8 protein-coding genes are annotated in these 4,536 nt (G+C 51.4%); 5 read left to right on the top strand and 3 right to left on the bottom strand.

Annotated features, from left to right (window positions below; translation table 11 throughout):
• From KP814_RS31900 to KP814_RS31890, 3 genes are all read right to left on the bottom strand, one after another.
• Positions 1 to 562: replication protein (locus tag KP814_RS31900; protein ID WP_216740570.1), on the bottom strand; the 562-nt coding region annotated here is incomplete at its 3' end.
• A gap of 11 nt (positions 563 to 573) precedes the next feature.
• Positions 574 to 1,185, bottom strand: a complete 612-nt coding sequence (locus KP814_RS31895) for a hypothetical protein (RefSeq protein ID WP_216740569.1) — start codon at positions 1,183 to 1,185, stop codon at positions 574 to 576.
• 21 nt (positions 1,186 to 1,206) lie between these two features.
• Positions 1,207 to 1,401 carry a Cro/CI family transcriptional regulator gene (locus tag KP814_RS31890; protein ID WP_216740568.1) on the bottom strand — a complete coding sequence of 65 codons (195 nt, stop codon included), beginning with the start codon at positions 1,399 to 1,401 and terminating at the stop codon, positions 1,207 to 1,209.
• A 100-nt stretch (positions 1,402 to 1,501) separates the two neighbouring features.
• Here KP814_RS31890 and KP814_RS31885 point away from each other — a divergent pair, with 100 nt between their 5' ends.
• The 5 genes from KP814_RS31885 to KP814_RS31865 all read left to right on the top strand — a co-directional run bounded on the left by KP814_RS31885 (position 1,502) and on the right by KP814_RS31865 (position 4,442).
• On the top strand, positions 1,502 to 2,194 hold the full coding sequence (locus KP814_RS31885; protein ID WP_216740567.1) for a S24 family peptidase: 693 nt from the start codon (positions 1,502 to 1,504) through the stop codon (positions 2,192 to 2,194).
• Between the two features lie 419 nt (positions 2,195 to 2,613).
• The gene (locus tag KP814_RS31880; RefSeq protein ID WP_216740566.1) at positions 2,614 to 2,868 is read left to right on the top strand and encodes a hypothetical protein; all 255 of its coding nucleotides are present in this window, start codon (positions 2,614 to 2,616) and stop codon (positions 2,866 to 2,868) included.
• Positions 2,865 to 3,230, top strand: coding sequence for a hypothetical protein (locus tag KP814_RS31875; RefSeq protein ID WP_216740565.1), 366 nt, complete (start codon positions 2,865 to 2,867; stop codon positions 3,228 to 3,230). The genes KP814_RS31880 and KP814_RS31875 overlap by 4 nt, the downstream gene beginning before the upstream one ends.
• Positions 3,217 to 3,945, top strand: coding sequence for a hypothetical protein (locus tag KP814_RS31870; RefSeq protein ID WP_216740564.1), 729 nt, complete (start codon positions 3,217 to 3,219; stop codon positions 3,943 to 3,945). Before KP814_RS31875 ends, KP814_RS31870 begins: the two co-directional genes overlap by 14 nt.
• The gene (locus KP814_RS31865; RefSeq protein WP_216740563.1) at positions 3,945 to 4,442 is read left to right on the top strand and encodes a siphovirus Gp157 family protein; all 498 of its coding nucleotides are present in this window, start codon (positions 3,945 to 3,947) and stop codon (positions 4,440 to 4,442) included. The genes KP814_RS31870 and KP814_RS31865 overlap by 1 nt, the downstream gene beginning before the upstream one ends.
• Positions 4,443 to 4,536: the final 94 nt, after the last annotated feature.

Here is a 4,536-nt window from a genome sequence, read left to right as displayed (position 1 = left end):
CGGATTTCGTCTGCCGCGTGTTGTCTTTTGGGATATTGTTTTTTGAATTATTGTCTTTTGTCTTTTGTGGGGACCGTTTTCGGTCCGTATATAGACCGATTTCGGTCTGTTTGGAGACCGTTTTCGGTCCGTTTACAGACTGATTTCGGCCTGTTTTAGGGAGACCGTTTTCGGTCTGTTTACGGACCGTTTTCGGTCTGCTGGGCTTAGACAGAATCCATTCCGACAGCAATGTATTCGGACCGATTTGACGGCCATCCTGTATGATCAGGTTACGGCTTTTCAGCTCGCGCAGGTCTGCGCGAATGTGTGTAATGTCACCTGTGTAACCCATTGCCTTCTGGATCTGCTCGGCAGCCATCCAGTCAGATTTTTTGTTGTATCCATAGGTCTTGCGAATGATCGCCATGAACACACGGTATTGCCTGCCGCTAAGCTCGACGTGAGCCAGCGCATCGACAAGGTCGTTCGCCATGCGGGTATATCCGTTTTCAATGTCCGCCTTAACTATTCCTATAGCGTGCGGACTGGGAAAAGCCACAACGTTGGCTTGTGCTTCCATCTATCAACCTCCTAGTTGATTACTGCGTGAGAGCGGGCGGCCATTGCAGCGCCCTTATAGTTCAGCTCGGGATAGGTTCTTTCCAACTCACCCAACACAGCCGCCCCAGTGGCGACCGCTTCAGACACTTCCTGATAAGCGCGGCGGGCGGAGTCGAGGTCCGGGTGTATGCCCAACTCAATGACGGACACCTGGGCCTCCATCTGCTCTTTGGTGAGACAGGCCGCCATGCGGGTGGCGTCGATGTGCTCGCAACTCACCTGCCGGCTGCACACCACGACACCCGCAACGCTGAACACGTCATTCAAATAAGACAGGCGCAAAGCTTCAGGCATGGCCGCAACGATGGCGGGCTCCAGACACCACAATCGATCAAGGAAGGCGTGTATCCCGTCGTACTGACCCAGCCAGCGGAAAATCTTTTGGGCGTTGACGCGCATGTCGTTATAAAGGTCATCCGACTGGTTGAACGTGATCCCTTCGTTTTTAAGGATTTCGGACAGCCCGCAGTCGTTAGCCGCTTGGACGATTTCGCCGCAGATAGTCGCCCGGCTCGCTTTGGGTTGTTCCAGCCATCGATTAACGGCGGACATAAGCAGCTTTAGGCGTGATTGCTGTTTCATGAATTAAAAGCCTCCCTGCTCTTAAACTGACCGTGTCGTTTCGGCGGCTACATTCGGCTCATGCTTTAACTTGCCGTTTGTCAGCCTCTCTAACTGGAAAGCGCGAAGCTCCGGGATCGTGTCGCCCCATTGTGAAATGGCGGACTTATGGAGGTTCAAAGCATCTGCGAGCGCCTTTTGACTGCCAAAGTAGTGAATTGCGATAGCTTTCTTCATTGGTTCAACCTTATTTTGTTTAATAAATTAAACGAAAGATTAAAAGGTTGAACAAAAACAGTCAAGGATTGTACACTCCCAGGTGTTTACAATAATAAACATGGATACATCAAACCGCATCAAACAGCGCATGCAGGCTTTAGGCCTAAAAGCTGCGCAAATCGTAAGAGAGGCCGGCGTCTCGAAAGGGGCTGTTAGCCATTGGATCAGTGGATTAAGCAAACCAAGCGGCCAGAATCTAATTGCGCTGAGCAAGGTGCTGAAATGTGATCCTAATTGGCTCATTACTGGCGTAGAAAGCCAAGGGCCTGAAAGAAGAGCCGAATGGATGGGCACGGTGGAATTTTGGGAAGAAGGAGACCCATTAAAGGAGGATGAAATAGAGTTGCCTTTTTATACCGAAGTAAAGTTGTCGAACGGTAGCGGCAGCGTCATCAAGTTAGATATTCATGGAGCCAAGCTTCGCTATCCAATACCTGTATTGAAAGAGCGAGGAATTACTCCTGAGCACGCAGCATGCATAGAAGTCAAAGGCCCAAGCATGGAGCCTGTTTTACCCAATGGCACAGTCGTTGGCATAGACACGTCCAACACAGAAATATTGGACGGAAAGCTATACGGAATTGACCATAACGGAATGCCTCTGGTTCGGTTGGTTTATAGAACACCGGGCGGTGGATTTAGATTGAAATGCTACAACGTTGCTGAATATCCAGATGAGTTAATCACAGGGGAAAGCCTTAAGCATGTCCGAGTTTTAGGCAAAGCTTTTTGGTACTCCGTTATGATCTAACGAACTATGAGAACAAGGATCAGGGCTCTAGCGGCAAAACAAAATACACTTAAACGCCAACATCCCCGAAATAGAACCTCGCCCAAATATTAAACATCCCGAAACTGACCCGCTTATTCCAGCGGGTCTTTTTTTAGCCAAACAAAAAACGTTTAATTTATTAAACATTTTGCTTGACCTTCATTGTTTACATTTTTAAACTCGCCTTCATTAAGTTGAACGATTGAGGGACAAGAATGCTAGACACCAGAAAAGCCCTGCACTCCGCAGCCCACAAAGAACTTTTAGTTGCAGTTGCTCCACATCAAGGACCAATCAGCAACCTATCCAGACTGGCCCAATACAAGAGCAAACGAGCCATCAAGGCTGTTAACCCTAACGCCAAGTTTCCAGTCGCCATCTACCAATAAGGACCACACATGAACGGAACTCTACTCACCCACATGACAGACAGAGAGCTTCTAAACGCCCTCATGATCAAGTGCGCGGTCGAGGCTGAAGCCATCCTCTACAGACTGGACGACCTACGAGATAAGAACAGCGACTTGGTATTTGATCTGGAGTGCAGCCATGACGATCTGGTCGACGCCAACTCAGCCATTCAGGAGCGCGACCGCAAGATCGCCGAACTACAAAACATCATTACCCAACTTCAGAAGGACTTAGAGCAATGAAATACATGGACTACATGGAAAGACAAGAGATCAAAGATCGCATTCTGGAGAGCACGGCTAAGTCCATCGCGGAGGATCTATTGGAAGGCAGGCGCGTCCATGTGAACGGCCAGAAGTGGGGCTTTCAGGATGTGCTAGACGAGGTTAAACAAGGCGACGACATCGACGCGGTTCTATCCCTGCTCTACCAGAGCCGGGACGACAAGAAAGGCCGCCAAACAGCAGTCACCTCCTGTAAGCAGATGATCGATAACGCCGCCTACAGCATCGGGAAATATCTGGCTGACGCCGCATACAAGCAGGAGCAGGAAGACTTCTCCATCGACCGCTACGAGGAAAACCAAGCGTATGCCCACCACTAACCTGCAACTATGGGAGTCAGTCCAAAAGACTGACCCCGCTTACACCAAGAAATACACCGGCGCCGGCGGCTTCACCGGGACCAGCATCAACCCGACCTATCTGCACCGCAAAGCCACAGAGCAATTTGGACCGGTCGGAACGGGCTGGGGTTACACCGTACTGGAGGAAAGGTTCGACGAAGGCGCGCCTCTTAACCTGGGCGTAGAAGGTCAGCCGCTTGTGACGAGCAAGGTTCACACTATCAAGCTGGCGGTCTGGTATGAAGTCGACGGTAAGCGCGGAGAGGTCGTTCACTACGGACACACTCCCTACGTATTTCGCACCCGGCACGGCATCCAGACAGACCCGGAAGCGCCTAAAAAGTCGCTGACGGATGCACTTTCTAAAGCGCTGTCTGTTTTAGGCTTCGGCGCCGACATCCACATGGGCCTGTATGACGACTTCAACTATGTCGAACAGGTAGCCCAAGAGGTCGAAATCGAAACCGCCGTAAACCAAGTGGAAGCCAAAGAGCGCCAGAAAGCAGAGGCGCAAGCGTGGTTGGATGAAAACATTCGACTGATGAACGAGTCCGTCAATCTGAACATGTTGGCGGGCGTGTTCAAGTCCGCCCTGCGGAAGTTGGAAGCCAAGCGCGACACCGCCGGGATTAAGCGCCTGACACTGGCCAAGGACCGCAAGAAAGCGGAACTGGAAGGGCAAGAGGCCGCCTGATGACGGAGCTATACAAAATCACCGGCAAGCTGCTGGAGCTGCAAAACCTAGACGCTGGCGACGACGCCAACCTGAAACAGGCCGTTGTCGATACGCTGGACGCCATCGAGGGAGAGTTTCAGGACAAGGCCGTCTCGGTCGCGCACTTCATCCGCAACCTGGAACCCGACATTAAGGCGGTGGATACGGAGATAAAGCGCCTACAGGCCCGCAAGAAAACCTTAGAAAACCGTCAGGAACAAGTGACGGACTACCTGCGGGAAAACATGGAGCGCACAGGGATCAAGAATATCAGCTGTCCGCTGTTTTCCATCTCTTACGTTAAAGGCCGGGAGACCGCCGCTATCGAAGATGAAAGCGCCCTCCCCGATGAATACGTGGACGTGAAGACGGAAGTTAAGCCCAACAAGGCGAGCATTACCAAGGCGCTGAAAGGCGGGACGAACATTCCCGGCGCCAGACTGGAGCACACAAAAAGCTCAATTAGGATCAAGTAGGAGATTTTATGTTTATTAAATTGTGCGCCCTCGGGCGTGACGCCGAACTGAGATACACCCCAAGCGGACAGGCAGTGGCTACGCTCGCCCTCGC

Source organism: Hahella sp. HN01, from assembly GCF_018986435.1.
Classification (GTDB): domain Bacteria; phylum Pseudomonadota; class Gammaproteobacteria; order Pseudomonadales; family Oleiphilaceae; genus Hahella.
Note: the sequence above shows the minus strand (reverse complement) of the source record. Positions and strands in the feature narration are given on the sequence as shown.